Raw genomic sequence first — 24,002 nt, forward strand, 5'->3', positions numbered from 1 at the left:
GCTCTAGTCCCCTCGGGAAGCGACGTATCGCAAGCCGTCGGCTACCCGCCACGCCCCCGGTGAAACCCAGTGCGAGCGATTGTTCGCCGCGCGCGGCCCGCCGCCCAGGTTGCTGGGCAAACGCGGACTGAGGGGTCCAAGCGGAATTCAAAGCATGGATGCGGTGTCAATCGCAAAGTGCGATCATTTGCTGATGGGACCGCAGGATCCCGCCGAGCGCGTCGCCGAGCTGGAGCGCCGGCTCGCGCACCAAAAGCGCATCGCGGACCTGGAGCGCCAACTGGCCGAAGCGAAATTCGCCGCCGGGTTGGGACAATCCGTCGGGCGGCCGGCCCGCGCCTCCGCCGCCCAGCTGGAGGCCGTCGACGAGCACGCGCACCGATTGGTGCAGGGCCTGCAGGCCCACCGCGGCCAGTCGTCGGGACCGCAGGTGGCGCAGCTTCGCGAGGCGCTGTCGCGCGCTGTCGTCGAGGCGGGTTTGTCGCGAGATCAGTACAGGGATGCCCTGGATCGCGCCGGTCTGCGAGCCGGCGGGACGATCAAGATCGGCGGCCAGGTCGTCTACCAGCGTTACGACCCTTCCGATCCCGTTTACCTGGCCCCTCGCGGGCGCACCTACGCGGCGGAGTACACGCCGGAGCCGCGGCGCAAGCGCGTCGGCGCCGATCGTGCCGGCGCGATCATCGGGATGCTGGGCGGGGCGGTCGGCCTGTGTGTCGGCGGTGCGGCGGCAGTCACCGCGCTCATCCCGTCGACCGCGCTATGGATGAGCCCCATCGTGTGCGGCAGTGGGTACGACATGGCCTACAAGACCTCGCAGTACAGCTACAAGCCCGGCCAGTCCGGCACCAGCGTGCGCTTCCAGTGTGTGAATGGCGGTGACTTCTACGACGTCAACGACTTGGCCGTCTTTGCGCTGCAGTCGTTGCTCGCCGCGCTGGTGTTGTGTGTCGTCCTCGCGATCGGTGGCGTGCTGTGGCGGCGGGGCAGGCTGCGGCAGGGCGGGGCTTAGGACCACACGTTTCGCCGTGCCGCTACGGTTTAAGCACACCAGTTAGCACCCACGGAATGAAAATGGCGACAGATCACGCAATGTACGACCAGGTCGACGACCCAACGCCGGATCCCGCCGACATCGGGTGGCGCATCGATCCCGTGCTGGCGCGCAGTTGGCTGCTGGTCAACGGCACGCATGCCGACCGGTTCCAGGCCGCGGCGCACTCGCGCGCCGACATCGTCGTGCTCGACATCGAGGATGCCGTCGCGCCCAAGGACAAGCAGGCTGCGCGCGGCAACGTCGTGAATTGGCTCAGTCCCGAAAACGGCGACTGGGTCCGCATCAACGGGTTCGGCACCCCGTGGTGGGCCGACGACCTGGCGGCACTGGCCGGAACCCCGGTAGGCGGGGTGATGTTGGCGATGGTCGAGTCGGTGGACCATGTCACTGAGACCGCCCAACGCCTGCCCAACGTGCCGATCGTGGCACTGGTCGAAACGGCGCGCGGCCTGGAGCGCATCACCGAGATCGCCGCGGCGAAGGGCACCTTCCGGCTCGCCTTCGGCATCGGCGATTTTCGCCGTGACACCGGATTCGGGGAGAGCCCCACCACGCTGGCGTACGCGCGCTCACGCTTCACCATCGCGGCCAAGGCGGCCAACCTGCCGAGCGCGATCGACGGGCCGACGATTGGTTCCAACGCGCTCAAGCTCATCGAGGCAACGGCCGTTTCCGTCGAATTCGGCATGACCGGCAAGATCTGCCTGACACCGGACCAGTGCGCCGTGGTGAACGAGGGGTTGTCGCCTTCGCACGACGAAATCTCCTGGGCCAAGGAGTTTTTCGCCGAGTTCGAACGTGACGGCGGAGAGATCCGCAACGGCTCCGACCTGCCGCGCATCGCCCGGGCGACCAAGATTCTCGAGCTGGCCCGCTCGTACGGCATCGTGGCCTCGGAGTTCGACGACGAGGAAAAGGTTCATTCGCCGGCGCCGTCGGATACCTACCATTACTAGGAACGGGTTCCGATGAGCGTCGCCGTGGACTTTCACTTCGACCCGATGTGCCCGTTCGCCTATCAGACCTCGTTGTGGATCCGCGACGTCCGCGAGCAGCTCGGCATCACCGTCAATTGGCGGTTCTTTTCCCTCGAGGAGGTCAACCGGTCCGAGGGGCAAAAGCACCCCTGGGAGCGGGAATGGTCCTACGGCTGGTCGCTGATGCGAATCGGGGCGCTGCTGCGTCGCACGGACATGGCGGCGCTGGACCGGTGGTACGCCGCGATTGGGCGTGAGCTGCACACCCTGGGCGGAAAGCCCCACGATCCCGCGGTCGCGCGGAAGCTGTTGGGCGACATCGGTGTCGATGCCACGGTTTTGGACGCGGCGCTGGCCGACACGACCACCCACGACGAGATCCGCGCCGACCACCAGCGCGTCGTCGACGCCGGCGGATTCGGCGTGCCGACGCTGTTCTTGTCGGGGCAATGCCTGTTCGGGCCCGTGCTGGTGGATCCGCCGACCGGCCCCGCCGCCCTGACGTTGTGGGGCGTTGTCACCGGCATGGCCGAGCTGCCGCACGTCTACGAACTGCAGCGGCCCAAGGCGCCGGCCGACCTCGAGCTCATCGGCCGAAGCCTGCGCCCCTACCTCGACGGGCGGGATTGGGTCAGCATCAACCGCGGCGAGGTCGTCGACGTCGAGCGCCTGACCAACCCGGGCTAACCGCGGGCGTCGTGACTACGCGGCGTATCTCACAAGCGTGACGCCCACGTGGAGTTCGACTTCGTTGACGGTCACGACCGGCGCGCGCGGCGGTGCGGTCGACCGGTAGGTTTGGCCCGTCGGTGTGGTGAATTCGGCTGTGTGGGTGTGGGATTCGTCGACCGTGGTGCGGACCCGCCAGCCGGGGGCTTGCTTGGTGTAGTTGCACGCTTCACAGCAGCCCAGACCATTGGCGGCGGTGGTGGGACCGCCGTGGGCCCATGGCTCGGCGTGGTCGCGGTGGCGGATCGGCGCGTCGCAGTACGGGGTGCGGCAGCGCCCGTCGCGCAGTTCGATGAAGGTGGCCAGCCCGCGCGGGAAAAGCCGCGCGCGTGACTCCATGGCGACCAGCGCGCCCGAACGGGGGTGGGCGTAGAGCCGGCGCAGCGTCGCCTTGGACCGCCGGTCGTTGACCGCGTCGGCGATCATGGAGCGCGCGACACCCGCCGGAATGGGTCCGTAGCCAGGCAGGTCCGCCGGCGCGCCGTCACCGCCGAGCAGGGTCTCGTCGGGCAGGACCAGGTTGACCGCAATCGGCTCGGCGACCTCGGCGGGCCGTCCGGTGACGCGCTCGACCAGGGTGTCGGCCATGACCTGTCCGCGGGAGCGGTCATCGAACGTGGTGTCGGCCGCGCGCTTGAGCGCCGCATATACCGCCACGCCCTTGGCCACCGGCAACAGCGCCGTCAGATACGCCATGGTGTCGGGGGCCGGGCGGATGGTGACGGTGCGTTCCTCGTGGGCCTTGGCGGCGCGCTCGACGACGGCACGCGGGTCGAGCCGGTAGGCGATCGCCTTGGCCGCCGCGGCCACCCGGGCATCGCCCATCCCGGCCAGCCCGGCCGCATCGGCGCACAACTCGGCGTCCAATCTGCGGCGGTCCTCGACGTCCAGGCACGCGCTCTCGCGCACGATCAGCGTGGCCCGCCACTCGGACAGGGCCCCGCATTCCAGCGCCGCCAGGGTGTGGGGCATCTCGTGCACCAGCGCCTTGGCGAAACCCAGATGCCGACCGCCGCGAAAGGGGGAGTCCTGCCGGGCCAGCGCGATCTCGCCGGCCACCCCGCGCCCGCGCCGCGCGGCGGGCACCCCGGCGGCGGCCTCGGCCGCACGCCGCGCCCCGTCGAAAGCGGCCGCCAGCCGGGCCTGACCCGCCGCCGCCGCGCACTTGACGCGCTCCAGCTCCGCGATGCGCTCTACCAGCGCCTTCTCGTCGGCTAACGGGTCTACGGCCACCAGTGGATCGAACATACGTTCGACTATACCAGGCCTCCCGGCACGGCGCTACTGTGGCCTCCATGGGTGCCAAAAGCAGGATCCGGGTGGCGCGCGTGTACGAGGACCCAGGTCCCGACGACGGGCACCGCGTGCTGGTGGACCGCATCTGGCCACGCGGAATCCGCAAGGACGACCCACGGGTCGGCACTTGGTTCAAGGACGTCGCGCCCTCGAAAGAACTGCGGGAGTGGTACAGCCATGACCCGGACAAGTTCGACGAGTTCGCGGAGCGCTACGCCGACGAGCTCCGCGACAACCCGGCACTGGGCGAACTGCGCAAGCTGACGAAGCAAGGCGTCGTGACCCTGGTGACGGCCACCCGTGCGGTCGACATCAGCCAGGCGGCCGTGCTGGCCAGGCTTCTCAAAGGCCGTCGACCGGCGTGAGACGATCGTGCGGTGTGATAGCCGTTCCCGCACAAGCGGATTGGCTTGAACCGATGAGCACGATGAGCTCGGCCGCGGCGGACCTCGCCGCGTTCGGCGTCGACGAGATGGTGCTCGTGGCGGCGCCGTCGGACCGCCCGGAAGCCGCCGGCCGTCGGGTGACGGGCCTGGCCGACGGGTGGCTTCGGTAGGCTGGAATTTCGTTATGAGCGAACCCGAAGTGATCTTGCCGCGGGAGCTGACCGACATCAGCGACGAGGTCCGCAACGTCCCGCCGCCGCCGGGTACGGCAGAGGTCCCCGAGCCGTACGCGTTCCGGCTTGCCGATCCCGAGGCCGACGCGGAGATGGTCGCCGAATGGATGAACCGGCCCGCCCTCGCCGAAACGTGGGAGTACGCCTGGCCGGCCGAACGCTGGCGTCGCTACCTGCGCGCGCAACTCGACGGCGCCTATTCCCGGCCGTTTTTCGCCAGCCTCGACGGCCAAGACCAGGCTTACATCGAGTTGTACCGCGCCGCAAAGGATTCCATCGCCACCCGGTACGAAGCCGGCCCGTTCGACTTGGGAATACACGCCGCCATCGCCAACGAAGAATTGGTGAACCAGGGCATCGCCGGGTTCGTGCTGCCCCACTTCGTGGCCAGCGTGCTCGGCCAGGACGAACGGTGCCGGCGGATCATGTTCGATCCCGACCACCGCAACAAGACCGCGCGGCGGTTCTGTGAGCGGGCCGGTTGCGTGTTTCTCGGCGAGCACGACATGTCGAATCGGCGCATGGCGCTTTATGCGCTGCCGCTGACCCCCGGGGACATTCCCAAGCTCCGCGAGGCCTGACCTGGGTTATCCGGCGATCTCGGCCAGGGCCGAGGCCGTGTCGAGGTCGCCGTAGGCGATCGAATACCGTTGCGCCAGAGCCAAAGCGATGTCGGGACGCTGCCACAGTTCCCCGGCGCTGGCCGTGCACAACCACAGCGTCAGCCCGTGTGCCACCGACGCCCGGTAACGTAACCAGATCTCGTCGGCGCTCGGCATCTCGTCGGCGGGCAGGCCCAGTGAACCGCGGTACTCCTCGAGCAGCGCGCGCTCGCTGCGGCGACGATCCTCGACGGTCAGCGCGCCCTGCAGGAAGTAGCCCAGGTCCAACGACCAGTTGCCGCGGCGCGCGACCTGCCAGTCGAGGAAGCCGACCTCGCCGCTGGGCAGCAGGTAGGTGTTGCCGATGTGGGGGTCGCCGTGCAGCAGGGTTTGCGGCGATGTGGTCAGCGTTCTGATGTAGGGCTTCCAGAGGGATTCGATCAGCCCGTCGATGGTCAACGACGTCACGGCGGAGGGAGTGTCGTCACTGAGTCGTTCCAGCGCGCTGGGCAGCGGCGCGAATTCCATTCCGTCCCAGGGCAAGAACGGTTCGAGCCAGCCCAGGGCCGGATCGCGCAGCACCCGGTCGCCCCAGTACTTGCCGTGCATCCGCCCCAAACCCCTTACACCGGTAGCGACTTCGTCGACGGTCATCGGCCGGGTGGCGTCGCGGGGGTCGGCCCCGCGGGCGGTGAGATCCTCCATGATCATCACGAAGTCGTAGTCCGCCTCGTCGATGAGGGCGGTGTAGACGGCGGGATGTTCCAAGGGCAGCTGTGCCCCGCAGGTGAACAGCCGCGGCTCGTGGAACATGCCGCTCGTCATGCGGATCATCGCCTTGTGCGCGGGATCGGCGGCCTTGGCGAACACCGTCGCCGGCCCGTTGCCGGCCGAGTAGGTCACCCGTAGGCGGGCGCGACGGTTGGTGCCGTCGTCGCGCGCATCGACGGTTACCGCTTCCACCGTCGCACCCGGATGGTCCGCCGCCAGCGCCGCCGTCATCCATTCCGGGGTGATGTCCTCCCAGGCCTTGGGCACCGGCAGCGGGTTGGTCACGACGATCCTTTCGACGCAAATAAGGGAAACGACACGTATCGTATCGCTTATGACCTCGGCCCGCGGCCGGCCCCGCGATACCGAACTGCACCGGGCGATCCTGGTTGCCGCCCGCGAGCTGCTGGCCAGTGGAAGTTACGCCGAACTGTCGATGGAAAGCGTCGCGGCGCGCGCCGGGGTGGGGAAGAAGACCCTGTATCGCCGGTGGCCGTCGAAGGCGCCGTTGGTCGCCGAGGCGGTCCTGGAGGCGTACGGGGGGTCGGGCTCGTTTCCCGTCGCGCAGACCGGAGACGTGCGCGCCGACTTGCGGTCGTGGCTCGACGAGCACGCCGAGTTCCTGGGCGAGCCGGCGAACGCTGCGTTGGTGCGGGCGCTGGTCGCCGCCGCGGCGGCCAGACCGCCGGACGGCGCGGCCCTGTACCAGCAGCTGAGCGCGCCCCAACACGACGGGTTGACCACCCGGCTGCGTCAGGCTGTCGAGGAGGGACAACTGCGCGCCGACGCCGACCTCGATGCGGTCGCGGGCGCGCTGATCGGCACCCTGCTCCTGCAGGCGCTCGCGCAACCGATCCCCAAACCCCGGTTCGATGGCCTGCTGGACGCGCTGCTGAGGGGCGTCACGAACGCGAAATGAATTGCTGCCCAACCCATTGCCCGAGTATCGCGGCGGCAATCCCGAGCACGAGGCTGACGACGACATTGGCGAGCGCCGTCCGCGTCCGGCGTTCCTCGCCCAGGCGCTGGGTTTCCAGCATCCACGTGGAAAACGTGGTGTAGGCCCCGACGAACCCGGTCCCGGCGACGAGCGCCGCGTCCTTGCCCAACGTGAGGGCCCCGAGGAAGCCCAGCAGCGCGGCGCCGCTGATGTTCACGGCCAAGGTCCCGTACGGGAACGCGCGGGCTACGCGGCGGGCCACCGCGCGATCGACCAGAAAGCGGAGCACCGACCCGATGCCGCCGACGACCGCCACCCCGGCCCACACCGCAACCGCGGTCACGAGTGCACCCGCACCCGGCGCACCAAGGTGGTGGTCAGGGAGACGGCCACCAATCCCAGCGCGATGCTGCTGGCGGCGTAGGAAGCGGCCAGGGCCCAGTGGCCGTGCTCGATCATCCGCAGCGTCTCGACCTGCATGGTGGAGAACGTGGTCAAGCCGCCGCAGAATCCGGTGCCGAGCAGCGGGCGCCGGTAACTGGACACCGGCAGCCGCTCGAGAAGCCGGGTGGTGAAATAGCCGAGCAGGATCGCGCCGACGATGTTGACGACGAACGTCGCCCACGGCCAGCTCGCCGGGTCGCCGACAGCGGCGGTGCTCAGCGCCGCGCGGGCCAGCGCGCCGAGCGCGCCGCCGACGAAAACCGCGGTCAGCTCGCGGTAGTCGGGTTGGGGCACGCCTAGCAGCGTAGGCGGCGGGCATGGGCAGAATTGGTAAGCATGGCCCACCCGCGTGCCGGTCAGCCGGCCCAGCCCGAAGACCTCGTCGACCTGCCCCACCTCGTCACGTCGTATTACGCGATCGAACCCGACCCGGACGACGTCGCCCAGCAGGTGGCGTTCGGGACGTCGGGCCACCGCGGGTCGTCGTTCAACGGCGCGTTCAACGAGGCACACATCCTGGCAATCACCCAGGCCATCGTCGAATATCGTGCGGCCCAGGGCACCACCGGGCCGCTGTTCATCGGGCGTGACACCCACGGCCTTTCCGAGCCGGCCTGGGTGTCGGCCCTGGAGGTGCTGGCCGCCAATGACGTGGTCGTTGTGATCGACAGTCGCGACCGCTACACGCCGACCCCCGCGATCAGCCACGCCATCCTGACCCACAATCGCGGCCGCACCGATGCGCCGGCCGACGGGATCGTCGTCACCCCGTCGCACAACCCGCCGTCCGACGGCGGTTTCAAGTACAACCCGCCCAACGGCGGCCCGGCGGACACCGAGGCGACCAACGCAATCGCCAAGCGCGCCAACGAGATTCTCCGCGACGGGGCGGGCGTCAAGCGGGTGTCGCTCGCCCGCGCGCTGGCGGCCGCGAAGCGCTACGACTACCTGGGCGCCTACGTCGACGACCTGCCGAGCGTGGTCGACGTCGCGGCGATCCGTGAGGCCGGGGTGCGCATCGGCGCCGACCCGCTCGGCGGCGCGAGCGTCGACTACTGGGGCGAGATCGCCGAGCGCCATGGCCTGGATCTGACCGTGGTCAATCCGCTGGTCGACGCGACGTGGCGGTTCATGACGCTCGATCACGACGGCAAGATCCGGATGGACTGCAGCTCGCCGGACGCCATGGCCTCGCTGATTGGCAACCGCGAGCGCTACCAGATCTCCACCGGCAACGACGCCGATTCCGACCGCCACGGCATCGTCACCCCCGACGGGGGGCTGCTGAACCCGAACCACTACCTGGCGGTGGCCGTCGAGTATCTCTACACGCACCGGCCGTCCTGGCCGGGGGGCATCGCGGTGGGCAAGACGGCGGTGAGTTCGTCGATCATCGACCGGGTGGTCGCCGGCATCGGCCGCACACTCGTCGAGGTGCCGGTCGGCTTCAAGTGGTTCGTCGACGGCCTGCTCGGCGGGACGATCGGCTTCGGCGGCGAGGAGTCGGCGGGGGCGTCGTTCCTGCGGCGTGACGGGTCGGTGTGGACCACCGACAAGGATGGAATCATCTTGGCGCTGTTGGCTTCTGAGATCCTGTCCGTCACCGGTGTGAGCCCTTCGCAGCGCTACCGCGAGCTGACCGACGAATACGGGACGCCGTTTTACGCGCGGGTAGACGCGCCCGCGGACCGCGAGCAGAAGGCCCGGCTGGCCAAGCTCTCGCCAGACCAGGTGGGTGCCACCGAGTTGGCGGGGGAGCCGATCACGGCGAAGCTGACCGCGGCGCCCGGCAACGGCGCACCGTTGGGCGGGCTGAAGGTGACGACCGCCGACGCGTGGTTCGCCGCGCGGCCGTCGGGCACCGAGGACGTCTACAAGATCTACGCCGAATCCTTCCGCGGCCCCGAGCACTTGGCCGAGGTCCAGGCAACCGCGCGCGAGGTGGTGAATAAAGTCATCGCGTGACTTTTTCCCTCCGCACTGGCCGCTCGGGGGGCTGGCGGCAGCTACCACGCGAAATCTGGATCCTCAGCTGGGCCAACATCATGATCGCGCTGGGCTATGGCGTGGTGTCGCCGGTGTTGCCGTCCTTCGCGCGCACGTTCGGGGTCAGCATCGGCGCCGCCACGTTCGTCATCACGATCTTCTCGGTGGCGCGCTTGTGTTTTGCGCCGCTTAGCGGCCTCATGGTGCAGCGATTCGGCGAACGGCCGACCTACCTGTGGGGCGTGCTGGTGGTGGCGTTGTCCACCGTGGCGTGCGCCTTCGCCGAAACGTACTGGCAACTGCTGTTTTTCCGTGCCCTCAACGGCATCGGCTCGACGCTGTTCTTCGTCTCCGCGTTCGGGCTGATGATTCGCATCAGCCCCGCCGACGCGCGCGGGGAGGTCGCGGGCTTGTTCACCACGTCGTTCCTATTGGGGGCCGTCGGCGGACCGGTGGTCGGCAGCCTCACGGCGAGCTGGGGCTTGGCCGTCCCGTTCATCGTCTACGGCATCGCGCTGCTCGGCATGGCTTTATGGCTGTCCTACAGCCTGCGGACTTCGGAGCTGACCGCGCCCAGCCATGTCACGCGGACCGCGGTGACGATGGGGGAGGCGCTGCGCCACCGCGCGTACCGGTCGGCGCTGCTGTCCAACTTCGCGACCGGCTGGTCGGTGTTCGGGCTGCGCATCTCGCTGGTGCCGCTGTTCGTCTCCGACGTCATGGGCCGCGGCGTCGGGATCACCGGGCTGGTGCTGGCGACTTTCGCCGCCGGCAACGCGCTGGCCGTCATCCCCAGCGGCTACCTGTCCGACCGGATCGGGCGGCGCTCGTTGCTGATCGTCGGCCAGGCGACGGCCGGGATCGCGACCATCTGGCTGGGCGCCGTGTCGTCGCTGCCGGTTTTCCTGGTGGCGGCGTGCGTGAGCGGTGCGACGGCCGGCATCTTCATCTCCCCGCTGCAGGCCGCCGCCGCCGACATCCTCGGCAGCGACGCGCGCGCGGGCGGCCCGGTGGCGGCGGTGCAGATGACGTCCGACGTGGGCGCGATCGTAGGTTCGATAGCGGTGGGCCAGATCGCCGAACACCTGACCTTCGGGCTGGGCTTCATTGTCAGCGGGGTGGTCCTGTTGATCGCGGCCGCGGGGTGGGCGCGGGCACCGGAAACGCGGGTGGCGCCGGCGCCGCCTGCCGAAGTCGTCGCGCCAGAAGAGGACGGCGAGCTGGCCGGTGACCAGCAGCTTTGAAGGGCGGCTGCAGGTGGTGTAGCTTCGATGGGCATCACTTGGGGCTATGGCGCAGCTGGTAGCGCACCACACTGGCAGTGTGGGGGTCAGGGGTTCGAGTCCCCTTAGCTCCACCCATCGCGGATGTCAGCTCACCCATGCTTATCCGCTACATGGCGCGCGCAAGACCCGTGGATGGTCACGCACGAGGCGCGCCCATTCGAGCTTGAACCACGGTGTGAAAGTCTCGGGCGCGCTGATGATTTCGGCGTGCAGTGCCTGCGGGCTGACGTAGCGCCAGGCCGCGATCTCATGGGCGTTCGGGCGCGGTCGCTCGGCGCTGCGCCCGGCGTAGACCCAGCACAACTCGTGTTCGGCGCCTTGCGAGTCGTACTGGGCCTGGTACTGGAACTTGAACAGGAATTCCACCTCCGCCCTCAGGCCGAGTTCCTCCTGTAAGCGGCGCCGGACGGCGTCGTCCATCGACTCGCCCACGCGTGGATGCGAGCAGCAGGTGTTCGACCAGTGGCCCGGCCACAGGCGTTTGCTCGTCGCGCGCTGCTGCAGAAGCAGTTCGCCGGCCGGACTGAATACGAACACCGAGAAAGCGCGGTGCAGCGTTCCGCGACCGGCGTGCGCATCGGCTTTCGCGAGGGAGCCGATCTCGCGGTCATCGCTGTCCACCAGAATCAGCCGTTCGTCGTCGCGGGAGACGACTTGGTTGTCGGGTTCCGGGTTATTCAAGCCGCACGTCGATCCCTGGTGAAGTAATCAGCACAGCGGGCACGGCCTTCCGTCACATTTCAGAATTCACTACCATTTCCGGTCTATCTCACACTGATTCACAGTTTCCGCCTCCGCAAGGGCGCCGACGTGAGGGGAGACCGGCATTATGGTCGACACGCGGTCAGCGCCCTCCGTCCTCAGTCGTGTCCGAGCGCTGGTCACCGCAGGTCATCCGGTGGAGATGCTCGCTATCACGGCCCTGACCACCGCCTTGGCGGTGCAGGTGGCATCGCACGGCATGGGGCCCGTACTGACCGCGCCTGCCATGCTGGCCGGCCTGCTCTCGGTCGGCTGGTCCAACGACGCCTTGGACGCGGCCCGGGACGCCGCGGCGGGCCGGACGGACAAACCGATCGCCACGGGTGCCCTCAGCGTGCGCGCGGTCTGGATCGCGGCCTTCGCGGCGCTGCTCGCGGCGCTGGCGATGTCGCTGGCCATCGGCGTGGCAACCGCGATCATCCTGGCGGTGATCGTCGGCCTGAGCTGGGCCTACAACCTCGGCCTGAAGTCGACGCTGGCGGACGGCCTCGTCGCGGTCCTCGTGTTCGGCCTGTTACCCGTGTACGCGGTGAGCACGCTGCCAGGTCACCTCGTGCCGGCGTGGTACGCGATCGCGGTGGCGGCCCTGCTCGGCGCGGGCGGTCACTTCGTTATCGCGCTGCCGGATCTCGCCGCCGACCGGGCCACCGGTGTAAACGGGCTGACGCAGCAGGTAGCTGCACGTTGGGGCGTCGGGACCATGCGGGCCGTCGTGCTGGTGCTGCTGGTGTCGCCGTCCGTGCTGCTGTTGCTGGCCTCAAGCCGCCCGTGGGTCGCGCTGGCCGGGCTGAGCGTCGCCGTCCCCCTCGGGCTGATTGCCGCCCGCGGCGCCGGCCGGGTGTCGCTGTGGGCCGTGGTCGGCATCGGGGCTGTCGATGCTGTCGTGTTTGGTGTGGGCGGGTGCCCCCTGATCTGAGATCACGCATCAGGGATGCAGGTTCCATTGACCGCAATCCGCGGCAAGGACGTCGTTGACGTCGACTTCGAGTCCCCCGACTACGGGTCCGGGATTCGACGCGGTACTCACCACGCGTTGGTAGAGAACGGCGGTGGGCTCGATCTGACCGCGGGACCAGGACCGGGTCTGCCACGCCCACCGGTGGCCGGGACTGCGCGAACTTCCGATGACGCCGTCGGCGGCGGCCCATCGGCACACATCGATACCGCCGTAGACGCCGGTGCGCTGCACGCCCAGTACCGAATTGATTCCGCGAAACCACTTGAGTGCCAAACTGTTCCAGGTGTCGTGGTTGATGTCCTCGTCGACGCTGAAGAAGATCGGGGCACTCTGACCGCCACCCGCCGCGGTATGCAGCTTCCAGGCGGTGCGAGCATCGGCCACGCCGCCCTCGAACCCGCGCCTGAAGTCCGATGGCGCTGTCCCGCCTGGCTTTCCGTATTGGTAATTGCTGACGATCATGAGCCCCGCGGCGGTCAACTGCTCGGCGTACGGCCGGGTGATCGGCTTGGCGCCCATGGACGAGCCGGGACGCGACAGCGACACGTAGTTGATGACCCCGGAGTAGCCGGCAGCGCGAATATGCTCCGCTGAAACTTGGCGCATGGCGAAGTCGATCAGCCTGGGCGGGGCGGCGGCTGTCGCGGGAACGGCGACGCTTGCCGATGCCGCGAACAACCCGGGCACCGCTGACATGGCGATGGCGCAGCGCAATACGTCGCGCCGGGGCAGAGTGCGCTGCAGGCACACATCGACCGGCAAATCCTGCATCGCGTGATGCTAAGTAGGTGACTTCGATGAACAGAAGTGGCGGGCAGTAGTCGATATCAAATCGGTCTTTGTGGTTCACCGACCTGAGTCAATGGCTGCTTGGACCGTGAACGGCCCTGCTCCGCCATCAATCGATTTCAGTCGACCACTCCACGACCCGGGAAAGGTCGCGCCGCGGCGTCGGCGGCAACGGATCGGCTTTGTCGGGCGCCCAGCCCAGCCGCACCAGCATCTGCGGGTATCCGTCGGTACCCAACACACCGAGGCGAATAGCGTCGCGCGTTTGCGGGATTTCCAGCGGTTCGGTGATGGGGCAGGAGGCCAGCCCCATCGCCGTCGCGGTCAGCAGCAGCGCGCTGCTCGCCTCGCCGGCGCGCAGCCAGGCCAGACGGTCGTCGGCGACAGTGCCGAGTACCAGGACGGTGGCGTTGTCGTCGGCGGGTGAGGCGCCCGGCGGCTGCGCCAGGCCCGGGCCCGCGAAGATGCGGCCGGGTACCGCTGCGCTGCAGTCGTGTTCGGGGACGTTGCGCGCCGGCACACCGGCGCGGGATCCGTAGCGCCCGCTCCACCGGGTGAGCTCGGCGAGGTAGTCCGGATCGGTCGCGTGGGCTCGCGCGGCCCGCTTGACGATCTCGTGCAGGTGTCCCATGTCGTCGACTCGGCGGAGGGTGACGCCCATCCGGTCTGCCAACGCCGTCAGCGCGGCGATATCGCCCTCGGCAACCGGCCGAGAGCTGTAGATCCGCCGGTCGGTCCGGCGCCGCGGGATGGCCGCCGCCAGGACGAGCTGGGTGGTATCGGGGTCCTCGCGGTGCACCTCGATGGCCGCCAGGTGGTTGGGGTCGGCCGGATTGGGCAACCGGTGCACGTCGGTGCGCCACCCCGCGGCCGCCAACGCGACGACGCAATGGTGAAGCACTGCACCGCAACTCAGGATCAAGTCCCGGCCGTCCGGGTCGGTGTTCGGCAGGCGCATACCCGGGTCGGCGTAGAGGTGCAGAGTCGTGCGACCAGCCCGCCACCGCCACGGCTGCGTGTTGTCGATGGACGGCGCCCGGATGGCCAGGCTCAGCACCGCGTCCCACATGGCCGCCTCCCGACCGATCCCCTCGCCCCGGATCTATATGAATGAATAATATCCTTTAAATAACCCGCGCGGCAAGGGCGAGGGAGGCTCGGCACCGACGGTCACGGTGCGAGAGTCCTTCGGCCTGGGGACTTTTGGCCCTGCCGTCGGGGCCACGCCGGCCGGAGAATTGTTGTTACTACTAGTTTCAGATAAAGCCGGAGGTGGGGGTCATGGACCAACTGACAACCCTGGACGCGGGCTTTCTCAAGGCCGAAGACGCCGACCGCAACGTGAGTCTGGCGATCGGAGGCCTGGCCGTCATCGAGGGACCGATCCCGGACCGTGACGCGCTGTTGGCGACGCTGGCCCAGCGGATCCGCGCCTGCCCCCGCTTCCGGCAGCGCCTGCGCACGCGCCCATTCGACCTTGGTGCGCCCGAGTGGGTCGACGATCCCGATTTCGGTCTCGGCCGGCACGTGCGGCACGTCGCCCTGCCGCGGCCGGGCGACGACGGGGAGTTGTATCAGCTTGCCGCCGATGTCATTTCCCGGCGCCTCGACCGCGATCGGCCGCTGTGGGAAATCTGGATCATCGAAGGCCTCACCGACAACCGGTGGGCGATGCTCACCAAGATTCACCACTGCATGGCTGATGGAATCGCGGCCACTCACATGCTCGCCGGCCTGTGCGACGACGGTATTGGTGAGAGCTTCGCGCGACATATCCGTGCGACCAAAGAACCTGAGCGGCAAGGGGCCTCGCCACCTACATGGAATCCCCTGAGCGTGCTGGGCGGTCTATGGCATGCATCGGCCGCCGTCACGGCCTCCGCCGCGCGCACGGCGTTGGGGGCCGCGGAGATCGCGGCCGGGTTGCTGCGCCCCACCACGACATCGCTGAACGGGCCGATCACCACCCTGCGCCGCTACGGCGTCGCGCGCGTGCCGCTCGCCGACATCGCGCAGGTGTGTCAGGCGTTCGGTGTCACCATCAATGACGTTGCGCTGGCAGCCATCACGGAGAGTTACCGCAACATCCTCGTCCAGCGGGGCGAAGAACCGCTGCCGGATGCGCTGCGCGCGTTGGTGCCGGTGTCGATGCGGTCGGTCGACGCGCTGGACCAGACCGACAACCGCGTCTCGGTGATGCTGCCGTACCTCCCCGTCGACGAGCAGCACCCGATCGAGCGGTTGCGGGCCGTCCATTCCCGATTGGACCGCACGAAATCACACGGTCAGCGCCAGGCGGGGCAGGCGTTCGTGTCGATGGCCAACCTCATACCGTTCCCGCTGACCGCTTTGGCCGTCCGGTTGTTGACCCGGCTACCGCAGCGCGGCGTCACCACGCTGGCAACGAACGTCCCGGGACCCCGCCAGCCGCTGCAACTGATGGGCCAGCGGGTACTGAGCGTGTTCCCGGTCCCGCCGATCGCGATGCAGTTGCGCACCGGGGTGGCCATGCTCAGCTATGCCGAGGACCTGTTCTTCGGCGTCCTGGCCGACTACGACGCCGTGGCCGACATCGACGCGATGGCGCGCGGGATCGAGACGGCGGTGGCGCGCCTGGTGGCGATCAGCAAGCAGCGCAAGCGAATACACGGCCGCCGGGGCCTGTCGCTCGTCGTCAACGACTGATCGCTCGCAGCGCTCCCGTCGCCAACCTGCCACCGGCATACGCATTGCGACGAGGAAGGAGCCCGTCGGATGGACAAGATCTCGCTCACAGCTCTCGCGCGGGAGCAGTTGGCGGCGGCGCACCGGGCCGCCAGCGGCCGCAGCGCCCACACCGTGTACGGAGGTCACCAACACACGCTGCGACAAACCATGGTTGCCTTGACAGCTGGGGTGGCGCTGCATGACCACGACAGCCCCGGCGAGGCCACGTTGCAGGTGTTGCAGGGACGCATCCGGCTGACGGCGCCCGAAACCAGCTGGGACGGCGCCCCGGGCGATCACCTGGTGATCCCGCCGAGCCGGCACGGAGTACAGGCCGTCGAAGACTCCGTCATCCTGCTCACCGTCGCCAAAAGCGTTAGCTGAGGCGCGATGTCGCGCCGTCGACCGAGGCGCGCTTGACGATTACCGCCCGGCCACCTCGATGATGCCGTGGGCGCCGCGCTCGGCGTCGACCATCGCGTGTGACACGAACGGGTATCGACCGGGCTCACCGAAGGTCAGCTCGACGAATCCGCCTTGGGCCGCGAACAATCCGAGCGTCTGCGCGCCGCCCGCGCCCGGGCGCAGCCGGTAGTCGCCCTCGGACCACACGGTGTCGAACTGGCCCCCGACCACGTGGAAGGAAGTGCCCCGGTTCGGCCCGGCGGCAAGCACCCAGATGCGGACCCGCTCACTCACGCGGGCGGTCAGCGGCGCATGGTCGTACTGCCGCGCGTAGCCGTTGAACACCACCAGGTCGGGTTTGTCGGCGGCGACCTTGTCCGCGTCGGCCTCGCCTCCGGGCGCGCCGAGGTACATCTCCGACTGCACGATCACATATTCACGATCGACGCGCGGCAACTCCGGTGGGTCGATGACCACCGCCCCGAACATGCCGTTGGCGATATGCAGCGACATCGGCATCGTCGAGCAGTGGTACAGCCAGATGCCGGCACGCGTCGCGGTGAATCGGTACACCAGGCTCTGGCCGGGTTGGATGGTCCGCATCGGCATGTCGGGGGCCAGCGACCCGGCGTGGAAGTCGATCGAATGTCCGGTGCTGCCGTCGTTGACGAGGGTGATCTCGAAGACGTCGCCGAGCTTGCCCCGTAACGTGGGCCCGGGAGCGGTGCCGCCAAATGTCCAGAGCCGCTGGCTGATTCCGGGAGAGATCTCCCGTTCGATCTCGGTCACCGGCAGCGTCACGCGGTGATCGGCCGTGGCCGGCGGCGCCGTGGCGTCGCGCGGGGCGAAGCCGGGGCCCGGATCGGCGCCGAGGCTGCGGGCGATGTCGGCGGGCGGAATGGTCGCGGCGGGCGCCGGGCCCTGGTGGTTGTGATGATGCGTCGCGGGCGGGGGCGTGCCGGTCACCCGGACCGAGAACGTCATGCCCATCTGCCGGTGCCCGGCCACCGCGCACCAGCCGTCGAGGCTGGAGCCGATCACGCCGGCGTCGAGCACGGCCGACTCGCCCGGCGCGATCCGTCCGGTGCGGGTGCCGTTGGCCAGCACCAGGTCGTGTTGGTCGCTGCCGGTGTTCGCGAGGCTGATCAGCAGCCGGTCTCCGGCGGGCACCTCGACCGCGTCGGGTACGAAGCGCATGCCCTCGATCCGCACCGTCGCGGTAGTGGTGTGCCCGGTGGCCGTCACCGCCAGCCGAGGGGAGGTGCCGATACCGACCGACGTGGGGTCGGCGGCCACGCCGGCCGCGGCGACGAGCACGACGACCGAGAGCCCGGCGGCGGCGGCGCCGAGCCGTCGAGCCGGCGGGGCCGCCGGCTGCGGTTGGCCCGGCCCCGCCGGTGTGTCCCGCTCCTGATGCGCGCGCCACACCGCCCGGACCAGCAGCGGCAGGAAAGCCGCGTAGGACAGCAGCACCAGCATCGACGCGGCGACCCGCACCAGGCTCGGCGTCGGAAGCACACAGAGCACCAGCCCGGAGTTGGCGACGGCGAGCCGCCACGGGGCGCCTCGCTCGAGCTCGGCCGCGGCCGCCATCGTGGCGGCACGGCCGCCCATCACCACGGGGGTCAGGTAGGTCAACGATCCGAGCAGCACCTGCACCAGAAAGCCGGCCAGCACCGCCGCGGTGAGGTCACCGGCCGCTGCCACCGCCGCCGGCCAGGTCGGTGCGCTCGCCAGCGCGACGGCGGCCAAGGCCAGCGACCCGATCAGCCACGCCACGCCCGCCAGCACGGACAGGGTCGCGAAGTCACCGGGCCGCTTGCGGCGGATCTCGTCGAGGTGCGGCCGCAGCACGAATCCGACGGCGCCGAGGTAACCGGCGGCACCGGCCCCGGTGATCAGCGGTGAGGCCGCCACCGCACCGCCGGTGGCCACGGCCAGGGCAATCAGCAACCCCGGCAACCCGCGGCGGGCGGCCACCTCGACTCCGGCGGCCATCCGGGTGCGCAGCATCGTCGGCCACAGCGTGACCAGGGTGCCTACCACCATGAGGCCCACCCAGCCGAACAGGTTCACCACCGCGTGCGCGATGACGAACCGCTCGTGAACGCGGCCCGGCAGCACCGAATTCGCCATCGCCACACCAAGTCCCGCGCCGAGCGCCAGGCACACCATGGCGGCGACGTAGTAGCGCACGGTGACACCGAAGCGGGACGGCAACGCGGTGCGCAACTGCCGCAGAAGTATCGCCCCGTGTGCCAGGGCGACGGCGCCGACCACCACACCGCCCACGAGCACGACCGGCCACCACCTCCCCAGCATGCCGGCGACCACCGTGACGGCCCCGGCGTTGAAGGCGGTGATCAACAACACTTCCGCGGTCCGCGGATCCGGCGGCCGGCGCAGCAAGGCGTCGGTGAAATGCCGACTCCAGATCAGGATCGCGTTGCCTGCGGCGCCCAGCGCCAACAGATGTATCAGCAGCCAGCCGGACAGCGGGACGAACCGATGCGCGACCGCCACCCCGACGAGGGCGGCGAGCCAGGCGAACACGACCGCCCCGACACGCAGGTGCCACCCCGAGCGGTTCATGCCGGCACCCGAGTGGCCGCGCGTGCCGCCGAATAGGCGGCGACGGCGACGAAGCCAAGCACCGCAACGATATTCAGCACGCCGCCCGCCTGCACGGCCCACTGGACGTCGCGCGTGTCACCGACCGCCAGCCGCAGCAGCAACGACAGGTGCAACAGCGCGACCGGGCCATACATCGAAGGAAGGTAGGGCAGCGGGCGGCGCAACACGGCCGGCAGGATCACGGGTGCGTGCGCCATGATCATCGACAGCACAAATCCCAGCATCATCGCGTGCACCACCGCGTCGTAGCCGCGCGCGGAATCCTCGGGGGCGACCTGTCCGACCAACAGCCACGTCAGCGCCGGCACCAATAGCCACACGTAACCGGCGAGCAGGCACACCGCCATGTATCGCGTCAGGCCCGTGGCGCGCACCGTGTGGCGGGCGACGTCGAACCGGCCCAGCCACAGCACCGCCGCCAACAGCGTCGCGCCGAGCAACGGGTAACCGGGCGCCGGCCACAACAACGCGGCGACGGTGGCCGCGACCATCGTCGCGGCGACGAGGGTGATCAGCGCCTCGGCGCGGGTGCCGAGCATCGCGACGCGGGCGAGTTCGAGTCGTTCCCCGACGATGGTGAGGATCAGAAAACCCGAAAGCCACGGCAGCAGATCGGGAATCAGTACGCCACCCAGCCACAACACCGCGGCACCGGTCGCCAGCACCGCACCGGCAACCTGGACCAGAACCGCCACGTCCGCGGACCGCCGCCACAACGAGACGTACACCGCAACCAGCGCCGCGGATCCGGCGAGCAGCAGCGTGCCGCCGAGATTTCGTGGCGCCCTGGTGACCAACAGCACCGCGCCGGCGCCGAGGAACATCGGGGCCAGGTAGCCCCACCAGCACTGCGCGGCCACGGCGCGCTCCAGCGCGATCACCGTGCCGACGAACCCGAGCACCAGCAGGATGCCGTGCACCTCGGTCAGTCGGGTCGTCTCGATCGGCGCGGGCAGGCCGAGCAGCATCAGCGCGGCGTCGAGTCCGGCCAACAGCGCGAACCCGCCGGGTACCAAAAGGATTGCGCGGGGCGGGATTCGGCGCTCAGACATCATGTCGCACCACGGGATGGGGCAGGAACAGCCGGCATGCGCCGGGCTCGGCGAACGGAATGAGATCGAGTCCCGCCCGCCGGTGCACGCCAAGCCGCTCGAGCATCCCCTCGACGATGCCGAGGTGGACCTGACAGACGACGGTGGGGTAGCGGCGGGCAGCGTCCAGCAGCGGGCAGCGGCGCAGTGCGATGCCGCGCGGGTCGTTCGGGCTGTCTGCGTCGACGTCCGGCGCGAAGCCGAGGCGGTCCAGCGCAACGAGGACGGACTGTCGCGGATCGTCGCCGGCCCGGCTGGACTCGTCGATGAGTTCGCGTCCCCACTCGACGCCGGCGGCTCGCGCGTCGCGCTCCGGATTTGCGCTGGTGCGCGCCAGATGGCCGGCCAGCGCGGTCGCCAGCCCCGCGTAGTCGCGGACCGCCACGGCGGGGTCGGCGGCCGACACCCGATACAACGTGGCCGGACGTCCGCGTCCGAGTGCGCCCGCGGTGGAGCGCTCGACGAGCCCCAGCCCGGCAACCGCGTCGAGATGTTCACGAACGGTGTTGGGGTGCAGGTCGAGAGCGGCGGCGGCGTCGGCGACCCGGACGGGGGAGTGCGCGCGTACGTACTCGAGCACCCGCAGGCGTTGCCCGGACAGCGCCACCGGGGCCTCGAGGACCGGAGTCGGTTCCGGGCCCAAAACGGTTGACCCTTTTTTCACGGAATTTAGTGTAGTAAATTGTCGGTCAATGCACACAGGGCAATGAGTCACATTCGAGTCAGTGGAGAGGAACCAACATGCCAGCCAACGATGTGATCGTGGCGTCCACAGCCGCCGATGCCGAGGCGGTCGAAGCGATCACGAATCACCACGCGCAGCTGGCCGGCCAGCTTGCGGTGCTCACTGATGCGATGCTGTCCGCGATCGAGCGCGGTGCGGACTTCGAACCGGCGCGGGCCGCGGCAATGGTCTTTCTGACCGGCGAGCTGCTGCCGCACGCCGCCGCGGTAGAGGAGCGTTTGTACCCGGCCGCCACCCGCACCGAACGCGCGCGGCCCCTGGTCGAATCGATGATTGCGGCGCACCGCGTCATCGGCTCCCTCGTCGACGGCATCCGTACGGAACCGCCGGTGCGCGCGGCCGGTTCCGGCCAAGCCCTGCGGGTGCTGTTCGACGCACACCTGGCCGACGAGAACGAGCGGATCCTGCCGATCGTCGCCGCCGATCCGGAGGTCTCCCTCGTCGAGGTGACCCACGGCATGCACGAACTCCTGGGGCATGCCCACTCGAGTGACGGTGCGGAGCACTCACACAGCTGCGGTTGCGGCGAATCCGACGCCGACGATCCGGTGCTCGACGTGCGCGAGGTGCCGCATTCGATCCGGCACGCCACCGTGTTCGGCGCGTTCGACGCCGTTCCGAACGGCGGAACGCTGGTGCTGGTCGCTCCGCATGATCCGATCCCCCTGCTGCGCCAGCTCGACTATCGCGCGTCGGGCCGGCTCGTGATCGACTATGAGCAGCGCGGCCCGGAGGCGTGGCGCCTGCGGCTGACCAAGCGGTAGGCCGGGTCGGCTTCTAGTCTTTGCGGGACAGCGCCGCGCGCGGGCACGCGGCGATGGCCTGCTCGACGAGCGTCTCCTGCTCGACGGGGACGGGGTCGGTGAGGACCACGGCGTACTCGTCCTCGTTGAGTTCGAACACCGCCGGCGCGATGTTCACGCAGAAGGCGTTGCCCTCGCACCGATCGAGATCTACGACGACGCGCATGAAATGTCCTCCCTTGGCGTGACTTCGAGGTTCACCCAGCCGCCTGCTGGCACACCCATCCGTCCGGGGTGCGGCCGGTCTCGAAGAACCGGGTCGCTTCCGCGTTCGTCTGCGGCGGCAGTTGGTCGGCATTCGGATAGATGATCGGCTCCTCTTTGGAGTTGTGCTGTTGAAGCTGATCCAGCAGCTGCGTGCAGGCATCGCGCAGCCGCCGGCCGTCGTCCCCATCGGTGAGCAGATCGGTCAGGGCCTCCATGGTGCGCCATAGCTCCCCATGCTCGCGCAACATCACGAAGACCGGCATCACCAGACCGGCCTCGCGGATCGGCGGGAACAGGAAGACCTCCTCGAGATAGATGTGCCGGCGCAGCGCGTCCAACGTCCCGGTGAGCAGTTCGGGCTGCAGGCTGCCGCAGTCGAGCTTCTCGACGAAAGTCTCTATCGCGGCGTCGATTTCGTGGTGTTCACGCGTCAGGGCGTCAGATAGCGTCGGGCTGGCCATCGTGTGCTCCTCTGCGTCAGCTCGCGGGACGGGCGGGCTCGGTCTCCTCGAGTTCGGCGTCGACGCTGATCGTGGCGCCGGCGAACAGCCGCGATACCGGGCACAGGGCGGCGGCCTCGTCCACCACGGCCGCGAACGCTGCGGCGTCCAGCCCGGCCACGCGTGCCTTGACTCGCAACCGCGACGTGGTGATCGTCGGGACTCCGTCGACCGCATCCAGGGTGACGGTGGCCGTGACATCGAGTCGCTGTGGGGGGGTGTGGTTCTCGCCCAGTTTCAACGCCAACGCCATCGAGAAGCACGACGAGTGCGCCGCAGCCGCCAGTTCTTCCGGGCTGGTCTTGCCGCCCGGTTGCTCGGTCCGGGAGGCCCAGGTCAATGGCAGGCCGTCCAGCGCCCCGCTGCTGCCCTGCGACAATGTGCCTTCGCCCGAGGCCAGCGGCCCTTCCCAGGTGGTCTGCGTGGCCCGTTCCGCAATGCTCATAACTCTCGACCCCTTTCTCCGAAACACTCAGATATTTTTACAAGTGCGCCTTGTGTAAACCCTAGACCGTCACCGCGCGCATTGACCAGAGCGATTTGGCCGGAGCGTGAGACGGCGGCCAGCGTCATGGCGGAGTTTCCCGGCGGTAAGCGCTGACGACATCGGGATCGGGGTCAATCCCGAGGCCAGGTCCCTGCGGGACCGCGACCCGGCCCGACGCCGGGGTGAGGGCATCGCCGTAGATGGGCGCTTCCAGATCGAACCAGCGCCACTCGATCATGGAGTCGGCGGTACCCAGCGCAGCGGTCGCGTGAATCGCCGCGAGCAAGCCCGGACCGTCGTAGAAGGAGTGTGTCATCACCGGGATGTTGTGGGCGGCCGCGAGGGGAAAGACCTTACACAGCTCGCTGATGCCTCCCATCTTGGCCGGGCTTGGCTGAACAAAGTCGACCGCTTTCGCGGCCAGCATTCGCTCGAATTCCATGAGGGTGGAGACGTTCTCACCGGCCGAGACCGGGATGTCGGCGGTTCTTCGCAGCTCGGCAAGGCCATCAAAGTTTTCCGGCGGCCAGAGTGGCTCCTCGAGAAACTTGATTCCGACCGCCTTCAGATCGCGCGCGGCGGGACCGGCTTCGGTCAAGGTCCAGGGACATCCGGTGTCCACGATCAGCCCCACGTCGGGGCCGGCTTCCGCGCGGGCCGCGCGAATCGCCGGCAGGCCCGCCTCGTGCAGCTTGAGCACGCGAAAGCCGGCACCGATTGCTCGCCGAACGGCGGCGCGGACCAGCGACGGGTCGGAATAGCAGGCCAGACTTGCATAGCAAGGCATGGTGGTCATTCCGCCGCCAAGGAGTTGACACACCGGCGCGTCGGCGAGCTTGCCGGCAATGTCCCACAGGGCGATATCCACCGCCGAGAGCCCATAGGTCAAGGCGCCGCCGCGGCCGAAAACATGCAGCTTCTTTTGCACCTCCAGCATCAGCGGCCCGATTCGAGTGGCGTCCCGGCCGATGCACAGCGGCGCGATCAGTTCGTCGACGGCGAGCTTGGCCGATTCGACGGCGCGAAACCCGAACGCTTCCCCCCAACCCTCGGCTCCGTCCCGGGTGGTCACTTTGACGAGCAGCGAGTCTGCGGCAGACAGCTGATCGCCCCAGAGGGACGCACCGGGTGTGGCATCCGCCTTCAACGGGATACGCAGCGGAACCGTTTCGATCTTGGCGATGGCTGCGGCGGTGGGAGGCATGCGA

27 protein-coding genes and 1 tRNA gene are annotated in these 24,002 nt (G+C 69.1%); 14 read left to right on the forward strand and 14 right to left on the reverse strand.

Annotated features, from left to right (window positions below; genetic code table 11):
- The first annotated feature begins 193 nt into the window (after positions 1-193).
- From AC5Y43_RS05645 to AC5Y43_RS05655, 3 genes are all read left to right on the forward strand, one after another.
- Positions 194-1,012: a hypothetical protein gene (locus AC5Y43_RS05645; RefSeq protein WP_499970140.1), complete on the forward strand. Its 819-nt coding sequence runs from the start codon at positions 194-196 to the stop codon at positions 1,010-1,012.
- Between the two features lie 80 nt (positions 1,013-1,092).
- Positions 1,093-2,013, forward strand: a complete 921-nt coding sequence (locus AC5Y43_RS05650) for an HpcH/HpaI aldolase/citrate lyase family protein (RefSeq protein ID WP_499970472.1) — start codon at positions 1,093-1,095, stop codon at positions 2,011-2,013.
- 12 nt (positions 2,014-2,025) lie between these two features.
- Positions 2,026-2,721 (forward strand): mycothiol-dependent nitroreductase Rv2466c family protein, encoded by a 696-nt coding sequence (locus AC5Y43_RS05655; protein ID WP_499970142.1) that lies wholly within the window; start codon positions 2,026-2,028, stop codon positions 2,719-2,721.
- Positions 2,722-2,736: 15 nt separating this feature from the next.
- Here the strand turns inward: AC5Y43_RS05655 and AC5Y43_RS05660 are convergent, their stop codons facing one another.
- The gene (locus AC5Y43_RS05660; RefSeq protein ID WP_499970144.1) at positions 2,737-4,011 is read right to left on the reverse strand and encodes an HNH endonuclease; all 1,275 of its coding nucleotides are present in this window, start codon (positions 4,009-4,011) and stop codon (positions 2,737-2,739) included.
- 47 nt (positions 4,012-4,058) lie between these two features.
- On the opposite strand from AC5Y43_RS05660, the gene AC5Y43_RS05665 reads away from it, so the two are divergent.
- From AC5Y43_RS05665 to AC5Y43_RS05675, 3 genes are read left to right on the forward strand one after another with little or no spacing between them, the layout of a single operon-like run.
- Positions 4,059-4,424 (forward strand): DUF488 domain-containing protein, encoded by a 366-nt coding sequence (locus AC5Y43_RS05665; RefSeq protein ID WP_499970146.1) that lies wholly within the window; start codon positions 4,059-4,061, stop codon positions 4,422-4,424.
- A gap of 53 nt (positions 4,425-4,477) precedes the next feature.
- Complete coding sequence (locus AC5Y43_RS05670) at positions 4,478-4,615, forward strand: hypothetical protein (protein ID WP_499970148.1); 138 nt, start codon at positions 4,478-4,480, stop codon at positions 4,613-4,615.
- Between the two features lie 14 nt (positions 4,616-4,629).
- Positions 4,630-5,259: a GNAT family N-acetyltransferase gene (locus tag AC5Y43_RS05675; protein ID WP_499970150.1), complete on the forward strand. Its 630-nt coding sequence runs from the start codon at positions 4,630-4,632 to the stop codon at positions 5,257-5,259.
- A gap of 6 nt (positions 5,260-5,265) precedes the next feature.
- On the opposite strand, the gene AC5Y43_RS05680 is transcribed toward AC5Y43_RS05675, so the two are convergent.
- Positions 5,266-6,282, reverse strand: a complete 1,017-nt coding sequence (locus tag AC5Y43_RS05680; protein WP_499970474.1) for a phosphotransferase — start codon at positions 6,280-6,282, stop codon at positions 5,266-5,268.
- Positions 6,283-6,385: 103 nt separating this feature from the next.
- Between AC5Y43_RS05680 and AC5Y43_RS05685 the strand changes: the two genes are divergently transcribed.
- Positions 6,386-6,970, forward strand: a complete 585-nt coding sequence (locus AC5Y43_RS05685; protein WP_499970151.1) for a TetR/AcrR family transcriptional regulator — start codon at positions 6,386-6,388, stop codon at positions 6,968-6,970.
- On the opposite strand, the gene crcB (AC5Y43_RS05690) is transcribed toward AC5Y43_RS05685, so the two are convergent.
- Positions 6,954-7,334 carry a fluoride efflux transporter CrcB gene (crcB, locus tag AC5Y43_RS05690; RefSeq protein ID WP_499970153.1) on the reverse strand — a complete coding sequence of 127 codons (381 nt, stop codon included), beginning with the start codon at positions 7,332-7,334 and terminating at the stop codon, positions 6,954-6,956. The two genes, AC5Y43_RS05685 and crcB (AC5Y43_RS05690), sit on opposite strands and share 17 nt — an antisense overlap.
- Entirely contained in the window at positions 7,331-7,729 is a 399-nt protein-coding gene (gene crcB / locus AC5Y43_RS05695; protein ID WP_499970155.1) for a fluoride efflux transporter CrcB, read from the reverse strand. Before crcB (AC5Y43_RS05695) ends, crcB (AC5Y43_RS05690) begins: the two co-directional genes overlap by 4 nt.
- 42 nt (positions 7,730-7,771) lie before the next feature.
- Here crcB (AC5Y43_RS05695) and pgm point away from each other — a divergent pair, with 42 nt between their 5' ends.
- The 3 genes from pgm (at position 7,772) to AC5Y43_RS05710 (ending at position 10,778) form a co-directional block, all read left to right on the forward strand.
- The gene (gene pgm / locus AC5Y43_RS05700; protein WP_499970158.1) at positions 7,772-9,400 is read left to right on the forward strand and encodes a phosphoglucomutase (alpha-D-glucose-1,6-bisphosphate-dependent); all 1,629 of its coding nucleotides are present in this window, start codon (positions 7,772-7,774) and stop codon (positions 9,398-9,400) included.
- 59 nt (positions 9,401-9,459) lie between these two features.
- Positions 9,460-10,665: an MFS transporter gene (locus tag AC5Y43_RS05705; protein ID WP_499970476.1), complete on the forward strand. Its 1,206-nt coding sequence runs from the start codon at positions 9,460-9,462 to the stop codon at positions 10,663-10,665.
- 40 nt (positions 10,666-10,705) lie between these two features.
- Positions 10,706-10,778: transfer RNA gene (locus AC5Y43_RS05710), tRNA-Ala, on the forward strand.
- A gap of 28 nt (positions 10,779-10,806) precedes the next feature.
- Here the strand turns inward: AC5Y43_RS05710 and idi are convergent.
- The gene (idi, locus tag AC5Y43_RS05715; RefSeq protein ID WP_499970160.1) at positions 10,807-11,388 is read right to left on the reverse strand and encodes an isopentenyl-diphosphate Delta-isomerase; all 582 of its coding nucleotides are present in this window, start codon (positions 11,386-11,388) and stop codon (positions 10,807-10,809) included.
- A gap of 223 nt (positions 11,389-11,611) precedes the next feature.
- On the opposite strand from idi, the gene AC5Y43_RS05720 reads away from it, so the two are divergent.
- A complete protein-coding gene (locus AC5Y43_RS05720; protein ID WP_499970478.1) occupies positions 11,612-12,385 on the forward strand; it encodes a UbiA family prenyltransferase in 774 nt (257 codons plus the stop codon).
- A 9-nt stretch (positions 12,386-12,394) separates the two neighbouring features.
- Here the strand turns inward: AC5Y43_RS05720 and AC5Y43_RS05725 are convergent, their stop codons facing one another.
- Together AC5Y43_RS05725 and AC5Y43_RS05730 are read right to left on the reverse strand one after the other, a co-directional pair.
- Entirely contained in the window at positions 12,395-13,198 is an 804-nt protein-coding gene (locus AC5Y43_RS05725; protein WP_499970163.1) for a DUF1906 domain-containing protein, read from the reverse strand.
- A 127-nt stretch (positions 13,199-13,325) separates the two neighbouring features.
- Positions 13,326-14,285, reverse strand: coding sequence for an Acg family FMN-binding oxidoreductase (locus AC5Y43_RS05730; protein WP_499970165.1), 960 nt, complete (start codon positions 14,283-14,285; stop codon positions 13,326-13,328).
- Positions 14,286-14,497: 212 nt separating this feature from the next.
- Here AC5Y43_RS05730 and AC5Y43_RS05735 point away from each other — a divergent pair, with 212 nt between their 5' ends.
- The gene (locus AC5Y43_RS05735) at positions 14,498-15,901 is read left to right on the forward strand and encodes a WS/DGAT/MGAT family O-acyltransferase (protein WP_499970167.1); all 1,404 of its coding nucleotides are present in this window, start codon (positions 14,498-14,500) and stop codon (positions 15,899-15,901) included.
- Between the two features lie 69 nt (positions 15,902-15,970).
- Positions 15,971-16,306: a cupin domain-containing protein gene (locus AC5Y43_RS05740; protein ID WP_499970169.1), complete on the forward strand. Its 336-nt coding sequence runs from the start codon at positions 15,971-15,973 to the stop codon at positions 16,304-16,306.
- Positions 16,307-16,345: 39 nt separating this feature from the next.
- Here the strand turns inward: AC5Y43_RS05740 and AC5Y43_RS05745 are convergent, their stop codons facing one another.
- The 3 genes from AC5Y43_RS05745 to AC5Y43_RS05755 are packed head-to-tail and all read right to left on the reverse strand — an operon-like array spanning position 16,346 to position 20,716.
- Complete coding sequence (locus AC5Y43_RS05745) at positions 16,346-18,919, reverse strand: multicopper oxidase domain-containing protein (protein ID WP_499970172.1); 2,574 nt, start codon at positions 18,917-18,919, stop codon at positions 16,346-16,348.
- Positions 18,916-20,013, reverse strand: coding sequence for a DUF8744 domain-containing protein (locus tag AC5Y43_RS05750; RefSeq protein WP_499970174.1), 1,098 nt, complete (start codon positions 20,011-20,013; stop codon positions 18,916-18,918). The genes AC5Y43_RS05745 and AC5Y43_RS05750 overlap by 4 nt, the downstream gene beginning before the upstream one ends.
- Positions 20,006-20,716, reverse strand: a complete 711-nt coding sequence (locus tag AC5Y43_RS05755) for a helix-turn-helix transcriptional regulator (protein ID WP_499970176.1) — start codon at positions 20,714-20,716, stop codon at positions 20,006-20,008. Before AC5Y43_RS05755 ends, AC5Y43_RS05750 begins: the two co-directional genes overlap by 8 nt.
- Positions 20,717-20,793: 77 nt before the next feature.
- Here AC5Y43_RS05755 and AC5Y43_RS05760 point away from each other — a divergent pair, with 77 nt between their 5' ends.
- Positions 20,794-21,561 carry a DUF2249 domain-containing protein gene (locus tag AC5Y43_RS05760; protein WP_499970178.1) on the forward strand — a complete coding sequence of 256 codons (768 nt, stop codon included), beginning with the start codon at positions 20,794-20,796 and terminating at the stop codon, positions 21,559-21,561.
- 13 nt (positions 21,562-21,574) lie between these two features.
- Here the strand turns inward: AC5Y43_RS05760 and AC5Y43_RS05765 are convergent, their stop codons facing one another.
- The 4 genes from AC5Y43_RS05765 to AC5Y43_RS05780 form a co-directional block, all read right to left on the reverse strand.
- Entirely contained in the window at positions 21,575-21,766 is a 192-nt protein-coding gene (locus AC5Y43_RS05765; RefSeq protein ID WP_499970181.1) for a ferredoxin, read from the reverse strand.
- Between the two features lie 31 nt (positions 21,767-21,797).
- Positions 21,798-22,268: a hemerythrin domain-containing protein gene (locus AC5Y43_RS05770; protein ID WP_499970183.1), complete on the reverse strand. Its 471-nt coding sequence runs from the start codon at positions 22,266-22,268 to the stop codon at positions 21,798-21,800.
- A 16-nt stretch (positions 22,269-22,284) separates the two neighbouring features.
- Positions 22,285-22,752: an OsmC family peroxiredoxin gene (locus tag AC5Y43_RS05775; RefSeq protein WP_499970185.1), complete on the reverse strand. Its 468-nt coding sequence runs from the start codon at positions 22,750-22,752 to the stop codon at positions 22,285-22,287.
- A gap of 124 nt (positions 22,753-22,876) precedes the next feature.
- The gene (locus AC5Y43_RS05780) at positions 22,877-23,998 is read right to left on the reverse strand and encodes a mandelate racemase/muconate lactonizing enzyme family protein (RefSeq protein WP_499970187.1); all 1,122 of its coding nucleotides are present in this window, start codon (positions 23,996-23,998) and stop codon (positions 22,877-22,879) included.
- Between the last annotated feature and the right edge of the window lie 4 nt (positions 23,999-24,002).

Source organism: Mycobacterium sp. NGS57, assembly GCF_059812405.1.